The organism is Streptomyces sp. NPDC058683, from assembly GCF_042716195.1.
Lineage (GTDB): Bacteria > Actinomycetota > Actinomycetes > Streptomycetales > Streptomycetaceae > Streptomyces.
Window position 1 is genome coordinate 1 of the sequence record NZ_JBHXSK010000014.1, and the last position, 26455, is coordinate 26455.

Annotated in this window: 23 protein-coding genes; 12 read left to right on the forward strand and 11 right to left on the reverse strand. The window is 72.2% G+C overall.

The features are described from left to right. Positions 1 to 380: hypothetical protein (locus ACFWXC_RS16875; protein WP_384479339.1), on the forward strand; the 380-nt coding region annotated here is incomplete at its 5' end. A gap of 144 nt (positions 381 to 524) precedes the next feature. Next, on the forward strand, positions 525 to 1847 hold the full coding sequence (locus ACFWXC_RS16880) for an acyltransferase (RefSeq protein WP_384479341.1): 1323 nt from the start codon (positions 525 to 527) through the stop codon (positions 1845 to 1847). Positions 1848 to 2021: 174 nt separating this feature from the next. Here ACFWXC_RS16880 and ACFWXC_RS16885 read toward each other — a convergent pair whose 3' ends face one another. Further along, entirely contained in the window at positions 2022 to 3032 is a 1011-nt protein-coding gene (locus tag ACFWXC_RS16885; protein ID WP_384479343.1) for a LacI family DNA-binding transcriptional regulator, read from the reverse strand. Between the two features lie 201 nt (positions 3033 to 3233). On the opposite strand from ACFWXC_RS16885, the gene ACFWXC_RS16890 reads away from it, so the two are divergent. The 3 genes from ACFWXC_RS16890 to ACFWXC_RS16900 all read left to right on the forward strand — a co-directional run bounded on the left by ACFWXC_RS16890 (position 3234) and on the right by ACFWXC_RS16900 (position 6158). Then, complete coding sequence (locus tag ACFWXC_RS16890) at positions 3234 to 4028, forward strand: ATP-binding cassette domain-containing protein (RefSeq protein ID WP_384479345.1); 795 nt, start codon at positions 3234 to 3236, stop codon at positions 4026 to 4028. Continuing rightward, entirely contained in the window at positions 4025 to 5059 is a 1035-nt protein-coding gene (locus ACFWXC_RS16895; RefSeq protein ID WP_384479347.1) for an ABC transporter permease, read from the forward strand. Before ACFWXC_RS16890 ends, ACFWXC_RS16895 begins: the two co-directional genes overlap by 4 nt. Positions 5060 to 5156: 97 nt before the next feature. Continuing rightward, positions 5157 to 6158: an ABC transporter substrate-binding protein gene (locus ACFWXC_RS16900; RefSeq protein WP_384479349.1), complete on the forward strand. Its 1002-nt coding sequence runs from the start codon at positions 5157 to 5159 to the stop codon at positions 6156 to 6158. A gap of 149 nt (positions 6159 to 6307) precedes the next feature. Here ACFWXC_RS16900 and ACFWXC_RS16905 read toward each other — a convergent pair whose 3' ends face one another. The 5 genes from ACFWXC_RS16905 to ACFWXC_RS16925 all read right to left on the reverse strand — a co-directional run bounded on the left by ACFWXC_RS16905 (position 6308) and on the right by ACFWXC_RS16925 (position 11975). After that, positions 6308 to 7822, reverse strand: coding sequence for a cellulose binding domain-containing protein (locus ACFWXC_RS16905; RefSeq protein WP_384479351.1), 1515 nt, complete (start codon positions 7820 to 7822; stop codon positions 6308 to 6310). Between the two features lie 199 nt (positions 7823 to 8021). Further along, entirely contained in the window at positions 8022 to 8210 is a 189-nt protein-coding gene (locus ACFWXC_RS16910) for a hypothetical protein (protein ID WP_384479353.1), read from the reverse strand. A gap of 196 nt (positions 8211 to 8406) precedes the next feature. Further along, complete coding sequence (locus ACFWXC_RS16915; RefSeq protein ID WP_384479355.1) at positions 8407 to 9726, reverse strand: radical SAM protein; 1320 nt, start codon at positions 9724 to 9726, stop codon at positions 8407 to 8409. Positions 9727 to 9850: 124 nt separating this feature from the next. Further along, positions 9851 to 10918 carry a LacI family DNA-binding transcriptional regulator gene (locus tag ACFWXC_RS16920; RefSeq protein ID WP_384479357.1) on the reverse strand — a complete coding sequence of 356 codons (1068 nt, stop codon included), beginning with the start codon at positions 10916 to 10918 and terminating at the stop codon, positions 9851 to 9853. A gap of 49 nt (positions 10919 to 10967) precedes the next feature. Then, on the reverse strand, positions 10968 to 11975 hold the full coding sequence (locus ACFWXC_RS16925) for a hydroxyacid dehydrogenase (RefSeq protein ID WP_384479358.1): 1008 nt from the start codon (positions 11973 to 11975) through the stop codon (positions 10968 to 10970). Between the two features lie 134 nt (positions 11976 to 12109). Here ACFWXC_RS16925 and ACFWXC_RS16930 point away from each other — a divergent pair, with 134 nt between their 5' ends. The 5 genes from ACFWXC_RS16930 (at position 12110) to ACFWXC_RS16950 (ending at position 17429) form a co-directional block, all read left to right on the forward strand. Next, a complete protein-coding gene (locus tag ACFWXC_RS16930) occupies positions 12110 to 13363 on the forward strand; it encodes an FAD-binding protein (RefSeq protein WP_384479360.1) in 1254 nt (417 codons plus the stop codon). An 83-nt stretch (positions 13364 to 13446) separates the two neighbouring features. Then, on the forward strand, positions 13447 to 14682 hold the full coding sequence (locus tag ACFWXC_RS16935; protein ID WP_384479362.1) for an ROK family transcriptional regulator: 1236 nt from the start codon (positions 13447 to 13449) through the stop codon (positions 14680 to 14682). 140 nt (positions 14683 to 14822) lie between these two features. Continuing rightward, positions 14823 to 15818, forward strand: a complete 996-nt coding sequence (locus ACFWXC_RS16940) for an ATP-binding cassette domain-containing protein (protein ID WP_384479364.1) — start codon at positions 14823 to 14825, stop codon at positions 15816 to 15818. Position 15819: 1 nt separating this feature from the next. Then, positions 15820 to 16623 (forward strand): ABC transporter permease, encoded by an 804-nt coding sequence (locus tag ACFWXC_RS16945; protein WP_384479366.1) that lies wholly within the window; start codon positions 15820 to 15822, stop codon positions 16621 to 16623. A gap of 5 nt (positions 16624 to 16628) precedes the next feature. Continuing rightward, the gene (locus tag ACFWXC_RS16950; RefSeq protein ID WP_384479368.1) at positions 16629 to 17429 is read left to right on the forward strand and encodes an ABC transporter permease; all 801 of its coding nucleotides are present in this window, start codon (positions 16629 to 16631) and stop codon (positions 17427 to 17429) included. Between the two features lie 16 nt (positions 17430 to 17445). Here the strand turns inward: ACFWXC_RS16950 and ACFWXC_RS16955 are convergent, their stop codons facing one another. Both ACFWXC_RS16955 and ACFWXC_RS16960 read right to left on the reverse strand, forming a co-directional pair. Then, the gene (locus tag ACFWXC_RS16955; RefSeq protein WP_384479369.1) at positions 17446 to 18126 is read right to left on the reverse strand and encodes an alpha/beta fold hydrolase; all 681 of its coding nucleotides are present in this window, start codon (positions 18124 to 18126) and stop codon (positions 17446 to 17448) included. Continuing rightward, positions 18119 to 18709 carry a TetR/AcrR family transcriptional regulator gene (locus ACFWXC_RS16960; RefSeq protein WP_384479372.1) on the reverse strand — a complete coding sequence of 197 codons (591 nt, stop codon included), beginning with the start codon at positions 18707 to 18709 and terminating at the stop codon, positions 18119 to 18121. Before ACFWXC_RS16960 ends, ACFWXC_RS16955 begins: the two co-directional genes overlap by 8 nt. Before the next feature lie 117 nt (positions 18710 to 18826). Here ACFWXC_RS16960 and ACFWXC_RS16965 point away from each other — a divergent pair, with 117 nt between their 5' ends. Together ACFWXC_RS16965 and ACFWXC_RS16970 are read left to right on the forward strand one after the other, a co-directional pair. Further along, on the forward strand, positions 18827 to 20140 hold the full coding sequence (locus ACFWXC_RS16965; RefSeq protein WP_384479374.1) for an MFS transporter: 1314 nt from the start codon (positions 18827 to 18829) through the stop codon (positions 20138 to 20140). Next, positions 20137 to 21519: a hypothetical protein gene (locus tag ACFWXC_RS16970; protein ID WP_384479376.1), complete on the forward strand. Its 1383-nt coding sequence runs from the start codon at positions 20137 to 20139 to the stop codon at positions 21517 to 21519. The genes ACFWXC_RS16965 and ACFWXC_RS16970 overlap by 4 nt, the downstream gene beginning before the upstream one ends. On the opposite strand, the gene ACFWXC_RS16975 is transcribed toward ACFWXC_RS16970, so the two are convergent. From ACFWXC_RS16975 to ACFWXC_RS16985, 3 genes are all read right to left on the reverse strand, one after another. Then, complete coding sequence (locus tag ACFWXC_RS16975; RefSeq protein WP_384479378.1) at positions 21509 to 23494, reverse strand: PE-PGRS family protein; 1986 nt, start codon at positions 23492 to 23494, stop codon at positions 21509 to 21511. The genes ACFWXC_RS16970 and ACFWXC_RS16975 overlap by 11 nt on opposite strands. Before the next feature lie 24 nt (positions 23495 to 23518). Then, positions 23519 to 25216: a DUF2264 domain-containing protein gene (locus ACFWXC_RS16980; protein ID WP_384479380.1), complete on the reverse strand. Its 1698-nt coding sequence runs from the start codon at positions 25214 to 25216 to the stop codon at positions 23519 to 23521. Between the two features lie 165 nt (positions 25217 to 25381). Next, complete coding sequence (locus tag ACFWXC_RS16985; protein ID WP_384479382.1) at positions 25382 to 26440, reverse strand: rhamnogalacturonan acetylesterase; 1059 nt, start codon at positions 26438 to 26440, stop codon at positions 25382 to 25384. Between the last annotated feature and the right edge of the window lie 15 nt (positions 26441 to 26455).

Below are 26455 nucleotides of genomic sequence, written 5' to 3' on the forward strand. Positions count from 1 at the left end.
CCGGCGCCGACTCCCCGCGCGCCGCGGCCGGCCGCCGCCGAAACGGCGGCGAACCCGGAGCGGCGACAGGTGCCGCCACCGGGACGGGCGGCCGGGGCTCGGACCGCCGAGCCGCGGCCGGGGCGGCGGCGACTGGTGGCACTTCCGCAACCGGCGGGCGCGGTTCTGCCCGCCGGGCGGGAACCGCCGGGGCCACGGGTGGTGCCGGCGGCGCGGGCGGCCGCGGTTCCGAACGCCGGGCGACGACCGGCACTGCCGCTGGCAAGGACGCCCGCGGTTCCCGCCGACGAGCGGCGGCCGGCGGAGCCACCGGTGGCGCCGCCGGCACCGGCGGCCGCGACTCCGGACGCCGAGGCGGCCGCCGCACCTCGGCCACCTAGTCGACCTCGACGGCGAGGGTTGCCGCCGGGTTCCACGGCGACCCGGTCGCCGGCGCAGGGGACGGTGTCGTACCGGGCACGGAATGATTGCGGCATGGGCTTCCCGGCCCGATGGCGCCGGGGCTGCGGGCAGCATGACGGCCCATGAGCAGAGACCGCTACGTCGACTTCCTGCGCGCGTGGGCCATCGTGCTGGTGGTCCTCGGCCACTGGCTGATCACAGCCCTGGTCCGGGAGCCCGGTGGACAGATCACCGCCCCGGAGCTGTTGGCGACCGTGCCCTGGACCCAGTGGCTGACGCTCGAGTTCCAGATCATGCCGCTGTTCTTCCTGGCCGGGGGCCATGCCGCGGGCGGTTCCTGGCCGCGTGCCCAGGCGGCCGGCGGGACGGCCGCCGGGTGGCTGGGGCGGCGGGCGCTGCGGCTGCTGCTGCCGACGGGCCTCTACAGCGGTCTGGTGCTGCTCGCCGTCGGTGTCTGTTCGGTGGCCGGCGTGGACGCGGGCACGCTGTCGCTGGTGGGATGGGCGATGGCCATGCAGTTCTGGTTCCTGCCGGTGTATCTGCTGCTCAGCGCCCTGACGCCGCTGATGTACGCGGCACACCGGCGCTGGGGACTCCTCGTCCCGCCGGTGCTGGGGGCGGTTGCCCTGGTGGCCGACGTCCTCGTGGTGACGGTGCACGCGCCGTATGTGGGACTGCTCGACTACGTGCTCGTGTGGGGTGTCGCCTACCAGCTGGGCTTCTGCTGGCGGGACGGTCTGCTGACCGGGCGTCGGCCCCTGCCGCTCGTGATGGCGGCGGGCGGCGGGGTGGCCTTTGCCGCGCTCGTGACCCTCGGACCGTTCCCGGTCAGCCTGATCCTGGTGACCGGGCAGGACCCCAGCAACACCGATCCGCCGTCGGCCGCGATGCTGGCGTGGGTGGTGACCCAGGTCGGGCTGTGCCTCCTCGCCGCGCCGGCGGTACGGCGACTGCTGGAGCGCGAGCGGGTGTGGCGCGTGGTGCGCCCCGTGGGGGCGGCCAGCATGACCCTGTATCTGTGGCACATGCTGCCGGTGCTGGTCGTCGCCGCCGTGTTCTACCTGACCGGCCTCGCGCCCGAGCCGGTCCTCGGGTCCGCCGCGTGGTGGGGGCTGCGGATCCCGTGGCTGCTGGTGCTCGGCCTCGTGCTGGCCGGCGTCGTGACCGCGCTCCGGCCCCTGGAACGCGGGCTGGCCGTGCTGTACGAGCGGACCACTCCGGACGTCGGCCTGCGGCATGCCTGGCCGCTGTGGCTCGGCCTGGCCATGGACATCACCGCTCTGGGCCGCTTTGCCGTACAGGGCTTCGCGCCCGACGGCCGGCTCCCCGTACTGCCCACTGTGGGCCTGGCGTTGGGCACGGCGCTGGTGATGCTGACCCGGTGGACGACGACGGCACGCCAGCCGGACCTGCCCAGGACGGCACGGGCTCCGGACCGGGTGTGAGAGCGGCGGCCGGACGAGCACCGTGATCGCCGGGTGACTCCGGGAAACCCCGGCGTGCGGCTCGCTGTTCACTCAGCAGGCAGCGGCTCTCCGCATGCGGTCCGCCCGCCCCGCCGCCACCGGACTTCGCCCGGCCCCCGCGACCGAATTCATCCCCGTCACCGCACCGCCTCCCTACGCGGCGAACGGTCCCGGCAGTTCCCCCGACCCCCGCTGGATCAGCCGGGTCGGCATGACCACCGTGCGCGGTGGTGAGACGTCGCCGTGGATCCGGGCGAACAGCAGATGTGCCGCGCTGGTCGCGAGCGCCACCGGGTCCTGGGCGATCACGGTGACGGGCGGGGTCAGCCGGTCGGCGAGTGCGAAGTCGTCGAAGGCGACGAACGCGAGGCCGGCGGGGAGGACGGTGAGGGCGCTGAAGGCGAGGATCTCGTTGCCGGCCAGCAGGGCGGTCGGCGGGTCGGGCAGTGCCAGCATCCGGGTGACGGCCCCGGCCGCCTCCGGGCCCGGCCGCAGGCCGTCCCCGACCAGTGCCGGGTCGGCGGCGATCCCGGCCGCGGCGAGCGCGGCCAGGTAGCCCCGCCGACGTTCGCCGAACGTCCAGATCCGCGGTGTGTCGCCGATGTACCCGATCCTGCGGTGGCCGTGTGCCACCAGCCGCCCCACCGCCTCCCGCACCGCGCCGAAGTTGTCGACCACCACGGCGTCCACGTTCAGCCCGGGCGCCGCCCGGTCCACGCAGACGATCTTCGTGCCCTGTGCCTGGGCCGGCCGCAGGAAGCGGTGGCTGCCGGCGGCCGGGGTGAGGATCAGGCCGTCGACCCGGCGGGCGGTGAACGCGGCGATCACCTCGCGTTCCCGGCGCAGGTCGGCGCGGCTGGAGCCGATGAGCATGACGCTGCCGCGCTGCCGGGCGACGTCCTCGGCCGCGGAGGCGACGGCGGCCATGAAGGGATCGGCGACATCGTCGACGAGTAACCCTATGGTCTGGCTCAGTTCGTGGGTGCGGCGCAACTGGCGTGCCACGTCGTCGCGTTGGTAGCCCAGTTTGCGGACCGCGGCCTCCACCCGGGCCGCGGTCCGCGGGGCGACGGCCGCATCGCCGTTGACGACCCGGGACACCGTCATCGCGCTGACGCCCGCTTCCGCGGCAACGTCCTTCATGGTCGGCCGGGTGGCTGCCACGCCACGTCCTCCACCTGCGTCACGTTTGAGCGTCGACTCGTTAACGTTACCAACTCGACGGCATATCAACAGACGTGCAAATAGGAGGAGTTGAGAAGCCGGAGGACCCGGTCCCGGATCGGCTGCACCACCCTTGACACCCCGCTGCGAGCGCCCCAAGAATCAGCCAAGCTGTTAACGATACCAACCAGAAGGCACAACATGGCCTCTGCAAGGGAACCACTGCTCACCGCACATGGCGTGGTCAAGCGTTTCGGCCACGTCCAGGCGCTCCAGGGCGCCGATTTCACGGCATACCCTGGCGAGGTCGTCGCCCTCATCGGCGACAACGGCGCCGGCAAGTCCACTCTGGTGAACGTCCTGTCGGGCGTCCTCGCCCCCGACGCCGGCGAACTCCGCCTGGACGGAGCGCCGGTGCGGTTCTCCGGGCCGATGGACGCACAGCGGCAGGGCGTGGAGACGGTGTACCAGGATCTGTCGCTCGCGCCGGATCTCGACGCGGCGGCCAATCTCTATCTCGGCCGGGAGATCGTACGCGGCGGCCTGCTCGGGCGGGTCGGCGTCCTCGACCGGCCCGCGATGCGCCGGGAGGCGGTCAAGGCCTTCGCCGAACTCGGCGTGGAACTCAAGGATGTGACAGCTGCTGTGACAACGTTGTCCGGCGGGCAGCGGCAGTCCGTCGCGGTGGCCCGGGCGGTCGCCTTCGCCAACAAGGTCATCTTCATGGACGAGCCGACCGCCGCCCTGGGGGTGGTCCAGCGCGCCCGGGTCCTGGAGACCGTCCGCAGGGTCGCCGACCAGGGCATCTGTGTGGTGCTGATCAGTCACAACATGCCCGAGGTGCTGTCGGTCGCGGACCGGGTGGAGGTGCTGCGGCTGGGCCGGCGCGTCGCGTCGTACACCGCGGCGGACACCACGATCGAGGAGCTCGTCGGGGCGATGACCGGGTCGCTGGACGGCCCGAACGGGGGCAAGGAAGCGGAGGGCGCACGATGACGGCCGAGAGCGAGAAGGCCCCTGTGGCCGTCGGCAGCCGTGCCGGGGTGCCGGACTGGCTCCGGCGCGCGGCAACGCTCAACGAACTGTGGACCTTTGTGATCCTCCTGGCCCTGGTGGTGTTCTTCACCATCGCGGCGCCGGGCAAGTTCTTCACCACGTACGACATCACCCAGATCGCCGTGAACGCGGCCATCTACCTGGTGCTCGGCGTCGGCATGACGTTCGTGATCATCACGGCGGGCATCGACCTGTCGATCGGGTCGGTGCTGGTGCTGGCCGCGGTCGCGGCGGGCGAGTACAACATCCATCACGGCGGTCCGGCGTCGGGCTGGGGCACGGTCGCGCTCTGTGTCGTGATCGCGCTGGCCGTGGGCACGGCGTGGGGCGCGCTGCAGGGCGTGGTGGTGGCCAGCGGCAAGGTGCCGCCGCTGATCGTGACGCTGGGCGGGCTCGGCGCGGCGCTGGGGATCGCCGAACTCGCCACCGGCGGCCAGGACCCGGCCGGCGCGTCCTCCACACATCTGCAGAACAGCCTCGGCTTCGGCAAGCTGCTCGGGATCCCCTGGATGGTGATCCTGGCCGCCGTGGTGACCGCGATCTTCGGCGCGGTGCTGGCCGCCACCCGGTTCGGCGAGCACACCCTCGCCATCGGGTCGAATCCGACCGCCGTACGGCGGGCGGGCATTCCGGTGGGCCGGCATCTGGTCAAGGTGTACGGCCTGATGGGGCTGCTGGCCGGGCTCGGCGCGGTGATGTGGCTGGCCTCGTACGGCACGACGTCGATCGCCGGGCACTCCACCGACAACCTCAAGGTGATCACCGCGGTGGTGCTGGGCGGTACCAGCCTGTTCGGCGGGCGGGGTTCGGTGCTGGGCACGGTGATCGGTGTGTTCATTCCGGCGGTGCTGACCACCGGGCTGATCGTGATCGGCGTCCAGCAGTACTGGCAGGACGTGGCGGTGGGCGTGGTGCTGGTCGTGGCCGTCTACATCGACCAGATGCGCAGGAAGACCCGGGAGCGCGCATGACGCCGTCGCGCATGACCGCATCGCGCGGCACGGAATCGCACAGGACAACTCGATCGCGCAGGACAACTCGTTCGCGTAGGACAAGGAGAACTCTGTGATGGGGAGCATTCGCAGCAGGCGCGGGTTGCTGGTCGCGGTGGGCACGGTGCTGGCCCTCGGCGCGGCCTCGGCATGCGGTTCGTCGGACGACGGTGGCGGCTCGGGGAGTTCGGGCGGCGCCAAGGGCAAGAAGGTCCGGCTGATCACGGGGGTGAAGAGCGACCCCTTCTACATCACCATGACCTGTGCCGCGCAGCAGGAGGCCAAGGCCAAGGGGATGGACTTCGCGGCCGACGGTTCCGCGCAGTGGGACGTGTCGGTGCAGCGCCCGCTCCTCGACTCGGTGGCGGCGGCCCGGCCCGACGGGCTGCTGATCTCGCCGGTGGACACCAGCGCGCTGACTCCGTCGCTCAAGCAGATCCAGTCGGCGGGCACCAAGGTGGCCCTGGTGGACACGACGGTGAGCGACGACTCCGTCGGGATCACCCGGATCTCGTCGGACAACGAGAAGGGCGGCCGGGTAGCCGCCGACGCGCTGGCCAAGCTGATGAACGAGAAGGGCTCGGTCATCGTCATCAGCGTCAAGCCCGGTGTGTCGACGACGGACGCCCGGATCAAGGGCTTCACCGAGGAGATGGCCAAGTACCCGAACATCAAGGTGCTGCCGACGCTCTACGACAACGACCTGCCGGCCACCGCGGCCTCCCAGATCCAGTCGACGCTCGCCGCCCACCCGGACCTGGGCGGGGCGTTCGCGGGCAACACCAACACCGGTACGGGCATCGCCACCGGGCTGAAGCAGGCCGGCAAGCAGGGCAAGGTGAAGGTGGCCGCGTTCGACGCCGAGCCCGACGAGGTCGCCGCGCTGAAGGCGGGCACCCTCCAGGTGCTGGTCGCCCAGGACCCGGCGGCGATCGGCCGGCAGGCGGTGGACCAGCTCGCCGACGCCTTCGAGGGCAAGTCGGTGAGCAAGACGATCGGCACCGACATGGTGGCGATCACGAAGGACAACATGAACGACCCGTCGGTCAGCAAGTACTTCTACAAGTCGCAGTGCTGAGACGAGTGTCTGACGTGCCTGTCTTACACACCTGTCTCACCTGCGTGTCTGACATGCGTGTCTGACACGACCTTCTGACGTACGGTCAGCGGCCGGGTGGACCGATCCTCTTGGGTCCACCCGGCCGCCGGTCGTTCTGCCGGCCCGGCTCAACTCGACGAGCAGGACTCGCCGTTCAGTGTGAAGGCGAACGGCGCGGAGTTGCTGCCGCTCCAGGTGCCGAGGAAGCCGAAGGACAGGGTGCCGTTCGCGGCGACCGACTGGTTGTAGTCGGCGGAGTCGGCGGTGACCCGGCCGCCGCTCTGGCTGACGCTAGCGTCCCACATCTGGGTGACCTTCTGGCCGTCCCGGAAGGACCACTGGACCCGCCAGCCGGCCAGGGCCCGGGTGGTGGTGACGGTGACGGTGGCCTGGAAGCCGTCGGTCCACTGGTTGACCAGGTCGTAGGAGACCTGGCAGGTGGCTACCGCGGATTCCGTGGGCGAGGGAGCGGGAGCGGCGGAGGCGGTGGCCTTGCCGCCGGTGCTCGCCGTGGCGGTGGAGGTGCCCTGGGGCTCCGGGTCGGGGTTCTTGTCGACCGGCTTGCCCGTGGTGGCCGAGGAGGACGGTGCGGCGGAGGCCGTGTGGGTCGCGGTCGGGGCGGCGGACGGGGGCGGCACGGAGGCGGGGTCGGCGACCGGCTGGCGGTCGTCGTGGGAGGCGGCGGCCGTGTCGTCGCCGGAGCCGTTGCCCATCGGCATCATCGACACGCCGAGCGCCACCAGCGAGATCATGACCGCCGCGCCGAGCAGCCCGTGGCGCAGCACCCGGCCCCGGCCGGTGCCCTCCTTGGGGTCGCCGCCGTCGTGGTCGCCGGTGCCTGGGCGGCCCACGCCGAGCCGCACCTCGGCGGCACGGCGGCGGCGCTCCAGGTAGGCGAGGCCGCCCCACCCGATGATCCCGCCGGCGAGCGCCGCGGGCAGTCCGCCGCCGTGCAGCCGCAGACAGGCGGCGGCCTCGGCGCACTGCACACAGGTGGCGAGGTGCCGGGAGAGGTCCTCGGGCGTGTCGGCCCCGGCGGACCGGGTGACCGCGTCCAGGAGGCGGGCGTAGCTGCGGCACTCGGCGGCCATCGGCGTGTCGAGGTGCGCGCGATGGCAGCGGTCCCGGAACAGACCGCGCACCTGCTCCAGTTCCTGGGCGGCGACGGCCGGGTCGATGCCGAGCCGGCGTGCCACCGAGGGCAGCGGCAGCGCCTCCACCTCGGCCAGCCACAGCAGTGAGGCGTCCGACTCCTGCATGTCGCGCAGGCCGCGCAGGGCGACGGGCCGCTGCAACGGCGGACCCGTGAATCGCGCGGCCTTCTCGGAGTTGAGCCACAGCCTGAGGTCCGGGTCGAGCTTGTGGCCCAGCCCTTCGACCTCCCAACTGGAGGACGTGGTGCGGACGGCGGTGAGCAACAGCGGGATCATCGGCAGCCGGGCGGCGCGCCGTCCGAGGCTGCGGACGGGGGTGAAGTCCGTGTCACGGGCCTCGCGCATACCGAGGGCGAAGGCCTCGGTGGCCAGTTGATTGGCCGTCAGAGAACCGGACGTGCACAGGTCGGCGTAGGAGAGCACCGCGTCCCAGCATTCGGAGAACAGCGCTGCCTCGGCGGCGTCCTGGGGGATCGGCAGGTCGGGCATGGGTCTCCTGCATCGAAAGCGAGGTCAACTCACCACATCGGCAATGGAGTTGGGGGGAACCTCGCGGCAGGACCCGAGCTTTTCACGTCTCCTGCACAACTGACAAGCGGCATATTCAATACCGGTTACCGGTGGTCGTGCCACGGATCGTCCCCGTCACCCGTACCACCGGCCCCCGGTGTCACGTCAACCGCCGTGCTCAGCCGCCCGACCGCGCCTCGGCCACCACCCGCCCCCACCCGTCGCGCGCCCGCACCGGGTGTGCCGACCGCGCGGGATCCTCGCGGTCACCGTACCGGGCGAAAGGAGCGCTGACGGCCGATGCGGGTGCATGGCCGTGGATCGCGGTCCGGCCGGAGAACGCGTTCGTGTCCACCGTGGTCCACAACTCCGACCTCCTATACGCACCGCAACCGCATTCCGACTCAGCGTCCTCGTCAGTCTCTCGAATTTCGATGCCCTGGAGGCAAGCGCGGTCGCCGCGGAGGGAGGCGGGGAAGCCCGGCCGACACCCTCCGGAACGCCAAGGAGGGCGCCGGCGGTCCGCCTGACGCCCTCCTGTGTCCGGTGGCCCGGGAAGGAAGCTACACCTTCGTCGGTTCCTCCGCGGGAAGGCTGTCCATGAAGGAGCTGACGGAGAAGACGGCGTTGCCGGGGCCGGGCGGGCCGTAGCCGGGGGGCGAGGACAGGCCGAAGTCCTCCATCGTCTGACGGTAGGCCTGGAGCAGGCGGATGTGGTACTCCAGCGGGGCGCCGTGCGGGTTGGCCTTGCCGAGCGGGGTCGTCGGCTCGGGGCACCAGGTGGTGAAGCGGGGCGTGATGCCGTGCGACATGAAGAAGCGCAGGCCCTCGGTGGTGGACTCGATCGCCTCGTCGACCGTCTTGAACCCGAACGGCTCGGCCATCTCCACACCGGCCACGAAGTTGGGGATCACGTTGCGCGCGCCGAAGACGTCGGCGGAGTCGAGGATCCGCTTGTGCCACTCGTCGCGGCCGACGTAGCGCTCCTTGCCCGGGCAGTACATCTTGAAGAGGTACTCGTCCCACACCTCGTAGTTGGGGTGGTAGATCTGCACGCCGTAGTCCTTGAAGCGCTGGACGTCGTCCTTGGGCAGCGCCTGGGCGACGACCTTGCCGATCCAGCGGTTCGGGAAGTGCTCCTCGATGGCCTTGGCGTACATGCCGTAGAAGTCGGCCTCGTCACGGCCCTGGAGCTTGGAGGTGATGGCGCCGCCGGTGAGGGTGTAGGCGGTGGAGGTCTTCGCCGTGTCGTACCGGTCGATGATCTCCAGGGCCTCCAGGACCTCGTCGACGTCCTTCACTCCCGTGTACGGCCGGCCGGCGGCCTTGTGCTGTCGCCAGTTGTGGTTGATGTCGCAGTACTGGCACTCCTCCTTGGCGCCGAAGTACTGGCAGACCCGGAAGACCGTGAGGTAGATCAGGTAGCCCCACTGGATGGTCGGGGCGACCTCCATCACGGACTTCCCGCTGGCGAGCTTGTGCCGGTAGTACTCCGGCATCGGCGGCACCCCGACGTCGGCGATCCGCTTGCCGTCGAGGTAGAGCCCGAGCAGCCCCTCCTCGTCGGCGGCCACGCGGTACGGCGAGGCGGGGTTCACGCGTACGGACACGACGGTCCGCCGCAGGTCGTACGGGCCGCCGGTGAGGATGATCTCCTCCGGGGGCCGGCGCAGTGCGGCCTCGCCCAGCTCGGGCAGGGTGCCGTGGTCGAAGGAGAAGATGAAGTACGACTTCGGTTTGACCTCGCCGTTCTCGTTGTCGCTCAGGGCGGACGGGTCGAAGGCGACACCGCCCCGGAGCAGGTCCTCCTTGAAGACGGCTTCCCTCGGTACGTGCGGGAACCTCTCCATCAGATCCTCGACCAGCGCGGTACGGCTGCCCATCCCGTGTCTCCTTCCGACTCAGGCGTTCGACTCCTCACGGTATGCCCCCGCTCGTGCGTCGGCCGTGCCGGGTCCCCTCACGTCGTGCGATTAGTCCTGGTCGGTGATGTTTCGTCACTCTTCCTCAGCTGCCGCCGGCCCGCCGTGTCGACTCCCGCAGCACCACATGCGTCCCCAGCACCAGGTGCTGCCCGTCCGGCAGGTCGTCGCGGTGCAGGGCGAGGCGGACCGCCGCGCGGCCCAGTTCCTCCTGGGGCACGTGGACCGTGGTGAGCGTCGGGTAGACGTCCCGGGCGACCGGGATGTCGTCGTACCCGGCGACCGCGATGTCGTCGGGGATACGGCGGCCGGACTCGCGCAGGGCCTGGATCACGCCCGAGGCGATCATGTCGGTGGCGGCGAAGACCGCCGTGAACTCCCGTCCCGAGGTGAGGAGTTCACGGGTCGCCTGGTAGCCGTAGGAGCGGGAGAAGACGCCGTCGGTGATCAGGTCCGGGTCGGGGGTCAGGCCGAGGAGTTCATGGGCGCGGGTGTAGCCGGCGATGCGCTGGGCGCTGGTGGAGAGGCCCGGGACGCGGCCGAGGTAGGCGATGCGCCGGTGGCCGCCTGAGAGGAGGTGGCTGGTGAGGGCGAAGGCGCCGCCCTCGTTGTCGTAGTCCACGACCGTGGCCGGGACGCCGGGGCCGAGCGGCGGCCGGCCGACCAGGACGAGCCGGGAGCCCGCCCGGTCCAGGGCGTGCGCGAAGTGGGTCATACGGTCGTGGTACGCCTTGTCCTCCAGGGCGCCGCCCACCACGATCACCGCGTCCGCCCGCTGCTCCCGCATGGTCTCGACGACGGCGAGGATGCGCCGCGGGTCGCCGTGCGTGGTGCAGAGCATGCAGAGCCGGCCCTCCGCCGAGGCCTGCTCCTCGACCCCGCGGGCGATGTGCGCGTAGAAGGGGCCGGTGACGTCGTCGACGACGAAGGCGACCGTCTTGTTGGTGGCGCCGCCGAGCGCGCGGGCATGCGCGTTGACCACGTAGTCCAGCTCGCGCATCGCCTTCAGGACCTTGGCGCGGGTGGTGGCGGCCACCGGGTAGGTGCCGCCCAGCACCCGGGAGACGGTCGACGCGGAGACCCCGGCCCGCGCGGCCACGTCCCGTACCGTCGAGGCGTCCCCGTTCGGCGCCGGCTGTGTCCGCTTCGCCACCGCTCGGCTCTCCTTCGTCATGTGTTCAGGTCACCCTACGAGACGGTCGTCACGCGGCCCGTTCGAGGACCGAGTGGTCGACCGCGTACCGCAGGCCGTCGCCGGTCAGCAGCCGTTCGGCCTCCGCCACGACGGTGAGCCCGAGCCTGGCCAGCTCGTTGCCCTGCGAGCCGGCCAGGTGCGGGGTGAGGAAGGCGTTGGGGAGGTCGAAGAGCGGGGAGCCGGCCGGCAGCGGCTCGGGGTCGGTGACGTCGAGGATCGCGGTCAGGCGGCCGGCGCGCAGCTCCTCGACCAGGGCGTCGTGGTCGACGAGCGAGCCGCGCGCGGTGTTGATCAGCACCGATCCGTCCGGCATCAGGGCCAGTTCGCGGGCGCCGACGAGACGGCGGGTCTCGGGGGTCTGCGGGGCGTGCACGGTGACGATGTCCGAGGTGCGCAGCAGCTCGTCAAGGGGCAGCAGGGGCACACCGAGCCGGCCGGCCTCCGCCTCGTCGACGTACGGGTCGGCGAGGCTCACCACCAGGTCGTGGGGGCGCAGGAGTTCGATGAGGCGGCGGCCGATGCGGGAGGCGCCGACGACGCCCACGCGGCGGTGGAAGTTGCCGATGCCGGGGACGATGCCGCCGTAGGGGTAGGTGCGCCGGGTGCGCAGCAGGTCGCGGAAGGCGAAGACGTCCTTTCCGGCGAGGAGGATCATCGCGAGGGTGTACTCGGCGACGGGCAGCGCGTTGGCGGCGGCCGCCGAGGAGACGAGGATGCCGCGCTTCCACACCTCGGGCGTGGTGAAGCCCTTGACCGAGCCGGCCGCGTGCAGCACGGCGCGCAGTGCGGGCACCGCGTCCAGGGCCGCCGCGTCCAGGGTCGGGCAGCCCCAGCCGGTGACGAGGACCTCGGCGCGGGCGAGCGTCTCCCGGGCCCGGGGATCGGTGAAGTCGTCCACCACCAGAGTGGGATCGATTTCTACGCACGCGCGCAGTCGTGCGAGCACCTCCGGCGGGAAGATGTGCGGCACGTTCTGGGCTGTCATGGCGAACACTGCCTGGGGACGCTCGGGCAAGGAAGTGACCTTCCGGCTCGGTGACGCGCGGATAGCAACCGGTCTCTACCGTAGGTCTCGGCGAATGAGAGGGTCAATGCACACGCACTCTCCGACGGACGAGCGGCGGGGACCACAGGGATGGGAAGACAGCGATGACGGATCCGGCGCAGACGGTCACCAACTGGGCGCGCAACATCACGTACACGGCCAAGGAGTTCCACCGCCCGGACTCGCTCGACGCGCTCCGGTCGCTGGTGGCGGGCGGTGCGCGGGTGCGGGTGCTGGGCAGCGGGCACTCCTTCAACCGCATCGCCGACCCGGGTCCGCAGGGCCTGCTGGTCTCGATCGCCGGGCTGCCGCCGGTGATCGAGGTGGACACGGCGGCCCGTACGGTCCGGGTCGCGGGCGGGGTGCGGTACGCCGAACTGGCCCGCGCGGTCGACGCGTACGGTCTGGCGCTGCCCAACATGGCCTCGCTGCCGCACATCTCGGTGGCCGGTTCGGTGGCCACCGGCACCCATGGCTCGGGGGTGGCCAACGGGTCGCTCGCGGCGCCCGTGCGGGAGGTGGAGCTGGTCCTCGCCGACGGTTCGACGGAGACGATCGCACGTGGCGACGCCCGCTTCGAGGGTGCCGTGACCTCGCTGGGCGCGCTCGGGGTCGTCACCGCGCTCACCCTCGACCTGGAACCGGCCTACGAGGTCGCGCAGACGGTGTACGTCGAGCTGCCGCTGGCGGGGCTTGACTTCGAGGCCGTGTCCGGAGCCGGGTACAGCGTGAGCCTGTTCACCGACTGGCGGGAGCCCGGCTTCCGTCAGGTGTGGGTGAAGCGGCGCACCGACCGGCCCGCCGTGGACTTCGGCTGGGCCGCGCCCGCGACGGAGGCGATGCACCCGGTGCCGGGCATGCCGGCGGGCAACTGCACCGAGCAGTTCGGGGTGCCGGGGCCCTGGCACGAGCGGCTGCCGCACTTCCGGGCGGAGTTCACGCCGAGCAGCGGGGACGAGTTGCAGTCGGAGTACCTGCTGCCGAGGCCGGCGGCCGTCGAGGCACTGCACGCGGTCGAAGCCGTCCGGCAGGCGGTCTCCCCCGTTCTGCTGACCTGCGAGGTGCGGACGATCGCCGCCGATCCGCAGTGGCTCAGCCCCGCCCACGGCCGGGACTCCGTCGCCCTGCACTTCACCTGGGTCGACGACCTGACGGCCGTACTCCCCGCGGTGCACCGGCTGGAAGAGGCGCTGGCGCCCTTCGAGCCGCGTCCGCACTGGGGCAAGGTGCACACCGTCCCCGGCGAGGTGCTCCGCGGCCGCTACCCGCGCCTCGAGGACTTCCGCGCACTGGCCCGGAGCCTGGACCCCGAGGGGAAGTTCGCCAATCCCTTCGTCCACGATGCGCTGGCTCTGTGACGGAAACCAATTTCACGGACTTAATAAAGCCCTTTTCCTAATACCTTGTCGAAAGCCTGCCGCAGCCCATAGCCTTGCGCCGTGTGAAGCACACATCACGGGACATCCGCACCGCGAACCGCTACGAGGTGCTGCGGCACATCATCGCCGAGTCTCCCACCTCACGGCAGGAGCTGGCGTCCGTCACCGGGCTGAGTCTGGCCACGGTCGCCACGCTCGTCGGCGAGCTGCTCGACCTGCGGATGATCACGGAGGTCGGCTTCGAGGACTCGGCGGGCGGCCGGCCCCGGGGACTCGTGGCGGTCAACGCCTCGGGGGGCGCGCTGATCGGCGTCGACATCGCGGAGACGTACGTCCATGTGGAGCTGTTCGACCTCGCGCTGAACGTACTGGCCCGCGCCGAGGAGGACATGCGCCCCGGCGAGCACCGGCCCGAGCAGGTGGTGAGCCATGTCGCCGCCACCGTCGGCTCGGTGGTGGCGCAGGCCGGGGTGGAGGGCGCGCGGGTGCTGGGCGTCGGGGTGAGCGCGCCCGGGCAGGTGGAGCGGGACACGGGCATCGCCGAGTACGCGCCCAACTGGGACTGGCACGACGTGCCGTTGCTCGACCTGCTCTCCGAACACATCGCCTACCCGCTCCACCTGGACAATCCGTTGCGCGCCTGCGCGGTGGCCGAGCAGTGGTTCGGGGCGGCACGCGGGCGCGGCGACACGGTGGTGGTGAACCTCGGTACCGGGGTCGGCGCCGGGCTCGCCCTCGGCGGCGGGCTGCACCGGGGCGTCAGCAACAGCGCCGGGGAGTGGGGGCACACCACGCTCGTCCTGGACGGGCGGCCGTGCCACTGCGGCAACCACGGCTGTGTGGAGACCTATGTCGGCGCGCCCGGCATCATGCTGAACCTGCGCGAGTCGAGCCCGGACAGCCCGCTGCTGCACCCCGATGACCAGACGGCCACGATCGAGGCGCTGGCGCGGGGTGTGGCGGCCGGTGACCCGGTCGCGGTCCAGGTGGTACGCGACACGGCCCGGTACATCGGCGCCGGGGTCGCCAACCTGGTCAACCTGCTCAACCCCGAACTGGTGGTGCTCAGCAGCTGGGTCGCCCGCAGGCTCGGTGAACCGCTGCTCGGCGAGGTCCGCGAGGCCGTCCGGCGGCATGCGCTCGGGCGGCCGTTCGCCGCCGCCGAGATCGTCCTCTCCCCCATCCCCACCGACCCGGTGTGCCTCGGCGCGGCCACGTTCGCGCTGGAGGGCGCGCTGCGCTCCGTGGGGCAGCGCAACGGGGTGCGCCCGGGCCGTACCCCGTCCGCCTCCCGGTGATCGATTAGTCCAACTCGCGGGTCCTTTAATCCATTGCCGGGCTCGTCGGCGCTCTGCGACCGTCGTTGCGTATCCGCGGCCGGTCGGCCTCTCCAAACCGGCCGGCCGTACGTCGTGTACGGAACGAGGGAGTCCCCAGCGTGGCCGGAAGCATCGAGGTCCGCGGCCTGTCCCGCACCTTCCACACCACCGTCCGGCGCCCGGGCCTCTCCGGCGCCCTGCGATCCCTGGTCAACCCCGAACGCGTCGAGAAGCACGCGGTCTCCGACATCACCTTCGACGTCGCCCCCGGCGAACTGCTCGCCCTGCTCGGCCCGAACGGCGCGGGCAAGTCGACCACCATCAAGATGCTCACCGGCATCCTCACCCCGAGCTCCGGCCACGCCCGGGTCGCCGGCGTGGTGCCGTACCAGGAGCGGGAGCGCAACGCCCGCAACATCGGCGCGGTGTTCGGGCAGCGCACCCAGCTGTGGTGGGACCTGCCGGTGCGGGAGTCGTTCGCGATCCTGCGGGACATCTACGAGGTGCCCAAAGCCGAACACGCGGCACGGCTGCGGGAGTTCGACCAGCTTCTCGACCTCTCCTCGTTCTGGGACACCCGGGTCCGGCACCTCTCGCTGGGCCAGCGGGTGCGCTGCGACCTGGCGGCGGCCCTGCTGCACGATCCGCCGGTGGTGTTCCTGGACGAGCCGACCATCGGCATGGACGTGGTGGTGAAGGAGCAGGTCCGCGAGTTCCTGCGGTACCAGGTGGCCGAGCGCGCCCGTACCGTGCTGCTGACCACGCACGACATGACCGAGGTCGAGCGGCTCGCCGAGCGGGTGGTGCTGGTCAACCACGGGCGCCTGGTGCTCGACGGCACCCTGGACGAGATCCGCCGGACCTTCGGCTCGACCTGGCAGGTGCGGGCGACCCTCGCCGATCCGCACACCCCGGTCGGCCCGCTGCCGGGCATCACGCTGGTGCGCCGGGACGGCCCCCAGGTGGTGTTCGGCCCGGACGGCCCGGCCGCGCCCACGGTCCACAAGGCGCTGAAGCTGGTCATCGAGCGGTACGAGGTGACGGACGTGGCGGTGGACGAGGCCGACCTGGAGGACGTCATGCGGGCGGCCTACGTGCAGGCCGAGGCGGTCTGAGATGACTCTGTCCTACGGCTGGCGGGCCGCCCGGGTCACCCCGCTCGGCGAGCTGTACACCCCGCCCCGGATCACCGGGGTCCTGCTGCGGCTGACCGTGCAGGTGGTGCTGGTGGCCTCGCTGTGGCGCGGCCTGTACGCCCAGTCCGGTACGACCGCGGGTCTCGACCGGGGCCAGGCGGTCACCTACGCGGTGATGGCCGTACTCGCCTCCCGGCTGCGGGAGCTGGACCAGTACGCGGGCCGCGACACGGTCATGCAGCACGTGCACTTCGGCACGATCGTCTACTGGTACCTGCGCCCGATGCCGCCCCGGCGCTACCACGCCCTGCGCGCGATCGGCGAGCAACTGTACGGCCTGACGTGGGCGTTGGCCGGGTACGTGGTCTGTCTGGCGATCGGAGTCGTGCAGCCGCCGGGTTCGGCGGCGGTGGCGGGCGTGTTCGTCCTCAGCCTCGCCCTCGGCCAGTTGGTCCTCTACCACGTCATGCTCCTCATCGACCAGCTGTGCTTCTGGACGCTGCGGAACACCGCCGCGATGCTGATCCTGGTCTTCGCGCAGAACCTGCTGTCCGGGGTGTACGCGCCGCTGTGGTACTTCCCGCACTGGTTCATCACGCTGAGCTCCTTCCTGCCCTTCCAGGCGACCCTGAGCGTGCCGCTGTCGCTGTACGTCGGCCGGATCCCCCTCTCGGACGCCCCCTTCCAGCTCGGCATCCAGGCCGCCTGGGTCGTGGCCCTCTACCTGTTCACCCGGTTCGTGTGGCGGCGGGCCGCCCGCCGCGTGATCTCGCAAGGAGGCTGAGGCCGATGAACGCCGTACGGATCATGTGGCGCATCACGCGCCTCAACTTCCGCGCCCAGCTGGAATACCGCACCGAGTTCCTGATGATGATCGCGATCGGCGCGGTCTGGCAGGTGTCGGTGATCGTGTTCGCGACGGTGCTGCTCACCCGGTTCGCGGGGATGGGCGGCTGGGACAGCAGCGACGTCCTGCTGATCCCGGCGACCCGCATGCTGGCGCACGGCCTGTTCGTGCTCCTCCTGGGCCGCGTGCACGGCCTGGGCCGGAGCATCCAGGAGGGCAGGATCGACGCCTATCTCCTGCGCCCGCTGCCCGTCTACCGCCAGGTCCAGCTGGAGTTCTTCCCCACCAACGCGATCGGCGACCTGACGGTGGCGGCCGGCCTGATGGTGGGCGCGCTCAGCCGCAGCGACCTGGACTGGACGGCGGGCCGGATCACCTATCTCGTCGCCGCCGTCCTGGGCGGGATGCTCCTGGAGGCGGCCCTCTTCACGGTGGTGGCCTGCGCCTCGCTGCGCTACCCGGCCGCCGACTACTGGGGCCGCTGGCTGGAGGAACTCCTCGGCACCTTCGGCAGCTACCCCCTGAACGTCCTCCCGCGTGCGGTGGGCGGCCTCCTCACCTACGGCCTCCCCCTCGCCTTCGTCGCCTACTTCCCGGCGGCGGTCCTCACCGGCCACGGCCACTCGACGGGCGCCCCCTACTGGCTGGCGGCCGGATCCCCGCTCCTCGGCCTGCTCGCCTACCTGGCGTCGCGCCGGCTGTGGCGGTGGGCGCTGGGCCACTACACGGGGGTGAACGGCTGACCGGCAGGCGGGACCGTCAGCCGAGCAGGACCTCCCCGACCCGCTCGGCGAAGGCAGCCGGTTGCTGCACGGTGCCCAGATGCCCGCCGGGGAACTCGGCGAAGGTCCCCCCGGTGTGTTCGGCGACGAACTCCGCCGTCCTGTAGAGGAGTTGGTCGCGGGAGTCGGTTCCGGCGGCCACCGTGAGACGGGGCAGGCCGGCCGGCGGCCGGTAGCCGGTGAAGGGGCCCAGGACGTGGTCGAGGAAGATCCCGAAGGGCGTCGGCTCGCCGGCGGCCGGGCGCCCGCGCTCCAACTGCCCGATCAGCTCGGCCCGCAGCCGCTCCCCGTCCGGCAGCAGGGTGACGCACGGCGGCTCGTGGGCGATCACGCCCCGCAGCCGCCCGGGACGGCGGGCCAGCAGGTCGAGGGCGGTGATACCGCCGGAGCTGGTCCCGAGGACGTACGCCGCCCCGTTCTCGCCCGCCACCTCCGCCAGCACCCGGTGGGCACCCTCACTCCAGTCCGCCACCCGCTGGTCGGCGACCGGTTCGCCGAGACGGCCGTGGGCGAGGCCCAGCGGGTCGTACGTCACCACGGTGAAGTGCGGTGCCAGGTGCCCGATCAGCGGGTCCAGGCCCATGGGGTGGCCGGCGCCACCGGGGAGGAGGAGCAGGACGGGTCCGGTGCCGGTGATGTCGTAGGGGAGTTCAGGCATGGGGGTCGGTCTCCTCGTGGGGCCAGTTCTCCAGGGCGATGTGCAGGGCGCCGATCGCCCGGTCCCAGGACGCGCGGACGTCCCTGGGGGCGTTGAAGCCGCCGCCCGCCTCCAGGACGCAGTAGCCGTGGAAGGTGGCGCGCAACAGGCGTACGGCGTCGGTGAGATCGGGTTCGGCGAGGCCGTAGCCGCGCAGCATGCCGTAGGTGATCTCGACGGTGCGGCGCATGGCGGGATCGTCCGGGTCGACCAGGGCGGGGTCGATCCGGATCTGGGTGGCCGCGTAGCGGCCGGGGTGGGCGAGGGCGTAGGCGCAGTAGGCGCCGGCGTAGGCGGCGAGCGCGTCCTTGCCGGAGCGTCCGGCCACGGCGACGGCGATGCGGTCGATCAGCTCGCCGCCCGCGAGCCGTGCGATCCGGTGCCGCAGGTCCTGGAGGCTTCTGACGTGCGAGTAGAGACTCGCGTCCTTCACCCCGAACCGGCGGGCCAGCGCGGACAGCGTGACCTGCTCGAAGCCGGCCTCGTCCGCGAGTTCGGCCGCCGCCGCGACCAGCCGGTCGACGGTGATTCCGGCACGGGCCATCCGACTACCTCCCTGGTATTCCTAGTCTGCATCCTAGAGATCCTAGTTTTCGGGGTCCAGGCGATTTCCGCCCGGAGGCGGTCGGCGTAGGGTTGCCGGGACACGGGAGGGGGAGCCGTGACGTACGAGGCGCGGCGGGCCGGGCGCACGAAGGAGTCAGCGGCAGGGCAACCGCTGTGGAGGCAACGGGACTTCGGCTTCTTCTGGCTCGCCCAGACGCTGTCCGTGCTCGGCGACTCCTTCAGTCTCGTCGCACTGCCCCTGCTGGTCCTCCAGGCGACCGGCTCGGTGGCCCGGATGGGCCTGCTCACCGCCGTCGGCGGGGTCGCGATGGTGCTGGCGGCGGTCTTCGCCGGGGTGGTCGTGGACCGGGTCGACCGGCGGAAGCTGCTCATCGCCTGTGATCTGGTCCGTATGGTCCTGTACGGCCTGGTCCCGGTCGTCTGGCTCACCGGGCCGCACCTCTGGCTGCTGTACGTGGTCCTGCCGCTGTGCGAGGCCGTCGGCATGCTCTTCGCCGTCGGATACGTCACCGTCGTACGCGGGCTCGTCGACGTCACCCGGCTCACCGAGGCCAACGGGAGGGTCAACGCCACCGCGGCGGCGGCCGGTGTCCTCGGTCCCCTGGGCGCGGGCCTGATGGCCGCCTGGGCGGGGCCGGCCGACGCGGTGGCCGTGGACGCGGCGAGCTATGCCGTGTCGGCCGCCCTCCTGTTCCTGGTCCGGGTCCGGGAGCGCGCCGGGGACGACCGGCCGGCCGCGAAGCGGGGCGTGTGGCGCGACCTTCGCACCGGGGTCGGCCACCTGGTCCGGCACCCCGTCCTGCGGTCGGTCACCGGGCTGCTCGCCGTCTTCAGCTTCCTCAGCCTCGGCATCAACGACCTGGTCATCTACCACCTCAAGCACGACCTCGGCCACGACGACGGCACGGTGGGAACGGTGCTGGCGATCGGCGCGGTCGGCACGATCACCGGGGCGCTGCTGGTGGCCCGGCTCCGGCGGCGGCTGGGCTTCGGGCCGACCTGGATCGCGTCGATGACGGTGTGCGGACTGGCCTTCGCCGGGGTCGGCCGGGTGCACTCGGTGCCCGTGGTGGCCGTCCTGTGCGCGGTCTATCTGGCCTGCGTGGGGGTGGCGGGCACCTGTTCCATGTCCCTGCGCCAGGAGATCACCCCGGAACCCCTGCTGGGCCGGGTCACCTCCGCCCACTGGACCCTCCAGTACGCGCTGGCCCCGGCCGGCGCCGCCCTCCTCACCTGGGCGGCCGAGCGGTACGGCACCGCCGCCGTGGCCGCCGTCGCCGGTGTCTGCTGCACACTGACCGGCCTCGCCGCCCTCGGCACCCCGATCAGAAGGGCGGCCCCACTGCCCGCGGCAGCCGCGCCGGAACCCGGCAACCTTCCTCGTGTCGGCGACGACCAGGAGGCATGACTTCCGCACCACGCACCACACGTCACCGCCGCGTCCACGCCTTCCGCAAGCCCGCGATCGGGGCCCTGGCGGCCGCCGGTCTGCTCGCCGGCGCCTGGTACGCCACCGCCGGCGCGGCGACGACCCCCGACCTCCAGGTCACGTCCACGGCGGTGAGCCTCGGCGCCAAGTACCCCTATCTGTCGGCCGGTTACAACAACACCCGGGAGTGGAACCGGACCGCCACCGCGGTCGCCCCCAACGGCACGATCCGGGTCGCCTGGCCCGCCGCCGACGGCGTCCATGTCACCCCGCTCACGGCGGCCGGCAAGCGGTCCGGGGCCGACACGGTCGTCAAGGGCGCCAAGGAGGTCGGCGGCCTGGTCGCCCACGACGACGGCTTCGCCCTGCTCACCCGGGTCTCCGACACCAACAAATGGAAGGAGACGGCGGCCGCGATCGTCCGCTACACGGGCGCCGGGAAGACCTGGTCCGCCAAGCTCACCGGCACCGCGTCCCACGACACCTCCCCCACCCTCGACGGCCAGCTGACCTGGAACGGCTCCAAGTACGGCGCCTACTTCGTGGTGCACGGCGCGGGCGGCTTCGCCGACGGGCACTACGGCGACAAGCTGTCGTACGTCAGCGCCAAGGGCGCCAAGCTCAGCGGCGGCTGGAGCTGGGGCTGCAGCCACAACGAGGGCATAGCCCTGCACGCCGAGACCTCCGGCGCCTTCACCTCCCTCTGCTTCGACGACTGGCGGTCGGGCCTGTTCGTCTCCACCGGAATCGGCGCCCCGGACGTCGCTCCGGTGGTCCAGCGCGAGCAGTGCTGGGCGGGCTACTGCGGCGGTACCTTCCCGGGCCGTACCGGCGACCTGGTGAAGTCGTCGACCGGCAGGTACGCGACGGCGTTCGCCTCCCGGGGCGCCGCCTCCGCGAAGAAGAACCCGGACGACAGCAGCGGCCGCGGCTGGACGGTCACCCCGAAGACCGCCACCCACCAGGTCGCCGTCGCCTTCCTCAAGAACCGCAACTCCGGCCCCGGCAAGGCCGTGTACCTCACCAGCGCCAAGACCGTCGAGAACGTCAATGTCCACCTCGCCCCCTACGGCAAGGACAAGCTCCTGCTCTCCTGGGAGTCCCTGAAGAACGCCAAGTGCTCGGCGGGCACCTGCACCGGCACCTTCACCGGCACGCATCTGCGGCTGGTCGACTGGAACGGCAGGTTCGTCGGTGCCGGCAAGGTGGTGAGCGCGCGGATCACCGGTGACATCGCGGTCCTCAAGGACGGCGCGCTCACCTGGGCCTACGCGCCGGCCACCCCGAGCTACGGCACTCCGCTCACCGGAGCCTCCCCGACCACGACGACGCTGCGGATCGCCCGTCTCACGCCGTGACGGACGCCGCCCCACCCAGCGCCTCGACCATCCGGCGCATGACCTCGACGGGCAGCGCCGGATTGCCGGCGGCCTCCTCGGCGGTGTCATGGTGCCGCAGCAGTTGGGTCAGCAGCCTTACCGGCAGGTGAGGGTGGCGGGTGGCCGCGTGTCGGATGTTCTGGTGGGGGTCCTCCAGCAGCCGCGCGGCGGCGACGGCGGGCAGCCGGGGGTCGGTCGCGGCACGGTAACGCACTTCCTCACTGGGATCGCGGCTGAGCCGTTCCACCAGGCCGGGCGTCGACTCCGGGTCGTCCAGGGCCAGTCGGCGCATGCGCGGGCTCGGGTCGTCCGCGTGGCGGAGGAGGTCGTGGCGGGGGAAGTTGGGGTGGCCGCGGGGGCGGTCGGGGACGCTCAGGCTGCCGGTCCACCACTGCCACACCCGCAGCAGCATGTCGGCGGGTGCGTCGTCGCAGGACTCCGCGAGAAAGAGCTGTACGACCCGGTCCTCGTCGTCGGCGAGGCGGGCGACGACGTCCGGTGGCAGGTGCCGGGCGCGGGCGACGCTTCGGCGGACGAGCGGGTGGCTGGAGGCGGCCAGGCGGCGCATGGCCTCGTGGTCGTCGTGGAGCGCCACGACCCACGGGAGTGCGTGGTGGCGGCTCTCCGGAGGGAAGTCGACGAGGACGGCCTCGCGTTGCTCCTCGGTGAGGTCGCCCCGGATGGCCACCGCCCAGCGCACGCGGGCGTCGGGGTCCTCGGTGAGCAGGGCGACCAGGTCGGGGTCCAGTCGCGGGTTCCGGGCGAGGGCACCGCGCTCGTCCGGTTCCCCGTGCCGTGCCAGGTGTTCCGCGAGACCGCGCTCCAGCCGGCAGCTCTCCAGCACCTCGGTCTTCAGGCGCCGGGACTCGTACACCGAGCGGGGCATCGGGTGGTCCCGGTGGTGCAGCGCCTGGGCCCGTTCACGTACCGTGCCGTCGGGGTCGGCCAGGAGCGCCGCCCGTGCCGTCGCGTCGAGATGCGGCCAGGCGACCGGGCAGGCCGCCGCCCGCACCTCATCGTCGGGGTCGGCGGTGGCCAGGGCGACCAGCACGGTGGTGGGCAGGTCCTTGAGGCGTACGGCCTCGCGGCGCACACGTGCGGACGGATCCGCGGCGAGCCCCCGGCGGGTGTCCTCGGGCAACTCGGCCCGGCGGTCGGCGGCTATCAGCGTGAGGACCCACCGGTACCGCTCCTCCCGCTCACCCTCGATCACGCGCACCCACTGCTCGGGGGTGATGTTCAGCTGGAACTCGGCCGCGTGCGACCGGATCTTCCAGTCCGGGTGGGCCAGCATCGCGTCCACGACGTCCGCCGGCATGGCGCCGTACCTGGCGAAGTGGGATCTCTCCAGCAGCAGCGGCCGAAGGTCCTCCGGGAAGGCCCGGTTGTGCGAGAGCCCGCGTGCCCAGGCGTTCAGCAGCTTCTCCGTGGGTCCGGGCCCCCGGAACAGCCCCTCCCAGGCGGCCGCCCGGTCCTCCTCGGTCTCGGCGGCGGCCGCCCGCGCGGCCGCCTCCTGCCGCTCCCTGATCCGGTCGACGGCGACGAGCCAGACCGTGTACTCCTCCGTCGTGGCTCCCACCAGGGTGTCGCCGTCCAGGGACAGCGTCAGGAACTCCGGCTGCCCGGGCCGCTCGCCGAGCACTCCGGCGAGGTCCCAGCGGTCGGTGAGCCGGACCCGCACCCAGCTCCTGTTCGAGTTGCCGTAAAAATCGACGAGGAACGCCCCGTCCCCGTCGAACAGGCCCGCTTCGGAGGCCAACCGGTGCCACTGTGCGTTGAGTTCGGCGACCGGGTCGGGACGGTCCAGCGCCACCTCCGCACTCGGCCGTGCCTCCCACGCGATCACATGACGCCAGGCGACCGGCGGCGGCACCACGTCCTCGACACGCGGGCCCTCCATGAGCTCCAGCCCGGCCCGCCCCAGCAGTTCGATCAGTTGGTCTCTCCACCCCATGATCCGCATACTGCCCGACGCGGCTCAGTCCTGTGCGGTGTGCTCCACATCCACTCCGGAGTCCTGCCACCGGACCCGCAGGCCGGGACCGCCGCTCCACAGGACCGTCAGTTCCCGGGTCCCCTCGGCGCGCACGGTCACCGTCTGCGCCAGCGGCTCGGTGTCCGTCGCACCGGTGAGCCGGCCGAGCGCGACGAACAGGGTCTCCCCCGCCCCCGTGGCCCCGGTCAGCTCGGCGTCGAGGCCCACGACGGGCAGCAGTTCGGCCCGGAGCCCCTCCCGGGCGGCCCACCCGGTCACCCGTACCGGTGTCCCGGGCGCCGCCCCCGCCACCAGGAAGGCGCGCACCTCCACGGCCCCGCGCACCAGCACGGCACTCGTCACGCGGGCCCCCGAGGCGGCCGTGTGCCGGGAGGCCACCCAGCCCGGTCCGACGCCCAGCGGCTCGATGTCCGTACGGCTCGGGTCGCCGTCCACGATGACACTGTTGTCGTACGACGCCGAAGGCTGCGTGACGGTCGAGTAGCCGAGCCGGGTGTAGTACGGGTCGTAGCGGACATCCTCGCTGCCGTGGTTGTGGAGGCGGACGACCCCGTCCGAACTCGTGGACTGCAGGAGCCAGTTGGCGGGCGCGATCGGCGTGACCGCGTCGGCGCGCTCGGCCGGGCCCGGTTCCTCCGGCGCCGTCCACACGTCGTGGTCCGCGGGGAGCAGCAGGCCGAGGAAGCCCTTGCTCGCCCAGTACGGGGAGGCGGGGCCCGAATAACCTTGCAGGACGGCGGAGTCGGGGCCGTGCCAGCCGAGGGTCAGGAGGCCTCGCTCGTCCAGGGCGCCCCGGTCCAGGAAGTACTTCAGCGCTCCGGAGGCCAGCCGCCGGGTCTCCCCGGGAGACAGGGGCGTACGGCCGGTGAGGGCGCCCAGCCAGAGCGGGGCCGTGGTCGCGAAGCGGTAGGTCAGCGAGCGGCCCTGGTGCATCGGGGCCCCGTCCCCGCCGAACAGACGGGCGTAGTCGGCGAGATGGCGTTCCAGGCGGCCGCCGTACAGGTCGAGCAGCTGCTCGTCGCCGGCCAGCCAAGCGTGCAGCACCGGGTAGAGGTGCATCGCCCAGCCGTTGTAGTAGTCGAACTTGCGGCCGTCGCCGTCGGTGTACCAGCCGTCGCCGACGTACCACTCCTCGATGCGGGCCAGGCCGTGGTCGACCGCCTTGTGCGCGGCCTCCGGCTCATGGCCGACCTCGGCGAGGAAGCCGCCGACCGTCACCGGGAACAACTCCCAGTTGCAGGGCCAGGGTTCGGCGGTCAGCGCGTCGGCGAGCCAGGCCGCGACGCGCTGCTGCACCCCGTCGTCGAGGCGGTCCCACAGCAGGGGGCGGGTCAGGCGCAGGGCGAGGGCGACGGAGGCGGCCTCCACCAGCGGCTGGCTGCGGTCCTTGATGCGGGGCCAGACGCCCGACACGCCGGCCGCGAGCCCGTCGGCGTACCGCTGGAGCGCGGTCTCGTCCCGGCGGAAGGCCGCGAGGAGCAGGGTGCGGGCGTAGCCCTCCAGGCCGTCGGAGAGGTGCCCCGACCAGCTCTGGTGGTCGCCGGGGAGGTGGTAGAGGGCACGGTCCGGGGTGGCGTACGGCTCCACGGCGGCGAGCAGGGCGTCGGCCGCGGCCTCCCAGTGGGCGCGGGTGTAGCCGGTGCGCGGGCTGGGCCCGCGGTCCTCGGGAGGCAGCTGCATCGGTGCTCTTTCTCGCTCGTACCGGACCTCGTGCCGGACCTCGTGCCGGACCTCGTGCCCGGCCGCGTACCGGGCTCCGTTCCCGACCGCGTGCCGGACTTCGTGCCGAACCTCGTGCCGTTCGAACCTGGGGCGCCCCGGTTCCGGTCGGGACGCCCCAGGGGCTCATTCCACCCGCACGGTGCCCCGGGGCACCAGATGCCGGGCGAGCAGTTCGTCACGCACCAGACCCGCGTAGAGGGTGGCTCCGTACGCGGAGGTGTGCGTGTTGTCCTTCTTCTCGTTGTACAGGTACAGCGCCTTGGAGCCCTCCACGCCGAGGGACTCCACGAGCGCCTTGGTCTTCGCCGTGAGGTCGATCAGCGGAACGTCCTCGGCGGCGGCGACCGAGCGGATCACCCCAGGATGATTGACGCCGAGCCCGTTGACCAGAAGCGCGATGTCGTTGTTGAGCGTGCCGTCGGAATTGAACCAGCGGCGCACGATCGGTGTCACCAGCACCGGCCGCCCGCCCTTCTCCCGTACGCCCGCCACCAGCGTCTCCAGATTCGCGCGGTAGGTCGCCTCGTCGGTCGTCTTGTCGTTGTGCGCCAGCTGGATCAGGACCAGGTCTCCGCGGCCGATCAACGGCTGGACGGTACCCCAGAGTCGGGGGTTCTGGAGATAGGTCACCGTACTTTCCCCGGAGTCCGCGTAGTTGGCGACGGAGACACCCCGGCGCAGGAACTGCGGGAGCTGCTGGCCCCAGCCGGAGTACGGGTCGCCGGGCTGGTCGCAGACGGTGGAGTCGCCGACCAGGAAGAGCTGCCGGGCGTGCCGGGCGGGGGTCACCCGGATGCCGGCGAGCGCGGGTGCCGAGCCGCCGATCGCCAGGTCGAGGCCGGGCGTTCCGTCGGGTCCGGTCGGCTCCCCCTCCGGCGTCCGGACGTTCACGGTGAAGCTGCGGGTGACGTGCCGGCCCGCCGCGGCGGGTGTCTCGGGGAGCAGCGAGCGCCGGGTCTCCCCGCTGACGCTCGTGCTGGACGCGGCCGCGCCGCCGAGCCGGACCGTCACGTCGTAGTCGCCCGGCGGGACGTCGAAGTGGCAGGCACCGGCGGTGCAGTCCGCGAGGGAGAGCGGCGGCCGCCGCTCCTGGGCCTGGGCGGGGGTGCCTGCCAGGCCGGTGGCTGCGCTGAGGACGACCGCCGCGGCCACGGCGGCGCGGACACCGTTGAAACGTCTCACTCGGGACTCCTCCGT